Genomic DNA, 620 nt, shown 5'->3' with positions numbered 1-620 from the left:
CCAGGCGCCGGCGCGCCAGGCGGCGCTCGGGGCTGGCCTGTCCGAGGCGACCCCGTGCGCAACCCTGAACAAGGTCTGCGGCTCGGGCATGAAGGCGCTGATGCTCGGCCACGACATGATCGCGGCGGGCTCGGCCGGGACCGTGGTGGCGGGCGGCATGGAATCGATGTCGAACGCGCCCTACCTCCTCGACAAGGCGCGGGGCGGCCAGCGCCTCGGCCACGGGCGCATGCTCGACCACATGTTCCTGGACGGGCTGGAGGACGCCTACGATCGCGGCCGCCTGATGGGCACCTTCGCCGAGGACACCGCGCAAGCCTACCAGTTCACGCGGGAGGCGCAGGACGCCTACGCCCTCGAATCGCTGGCCCGCGCCACCCGCGCGACGGCGGAGGGCGCCTTCGCCGACGAGATCGTCCCCGTCGGCGGGGCCGCGACCGACGAGGGCCCACGCCGGGCCCGGCCCGAGATGATCCCGACCCTCAAGCCCGCCTTCCGGCCCGACGGCACGGTGACGGCGGCGCTGATCCTCGCCGTGCCACTGGTGTCCGTGCTCGCCTACAATCGCGACATGGGTTTTCACGAGAGCTGGGTGAAGTACGTCATCACCTACTGGCTGG

At 72.3% G+C, this 620-nt stretch carries 1 pseudogene; it reads left to right on the top strand.

The annotated features are described in order from the left end of the window. Positions 1–620: pseudogene (locus FV223_RS29385) on the top strand (hypothetical protein); the annotation flags it as partial.

Origin of the sequence: Methylobacterium sp. WL116, assembly GCF_008039455.1 — a bacterium.
Lineage (GTDB): Bacteria > Pseudomonadota > Alphaproteobacteria > Rhizobiales > Beijerinckiaceae > Methylobacterium.
This window is presented reverse-complemented; position numbering and strand designations above follow the sequence as displayed.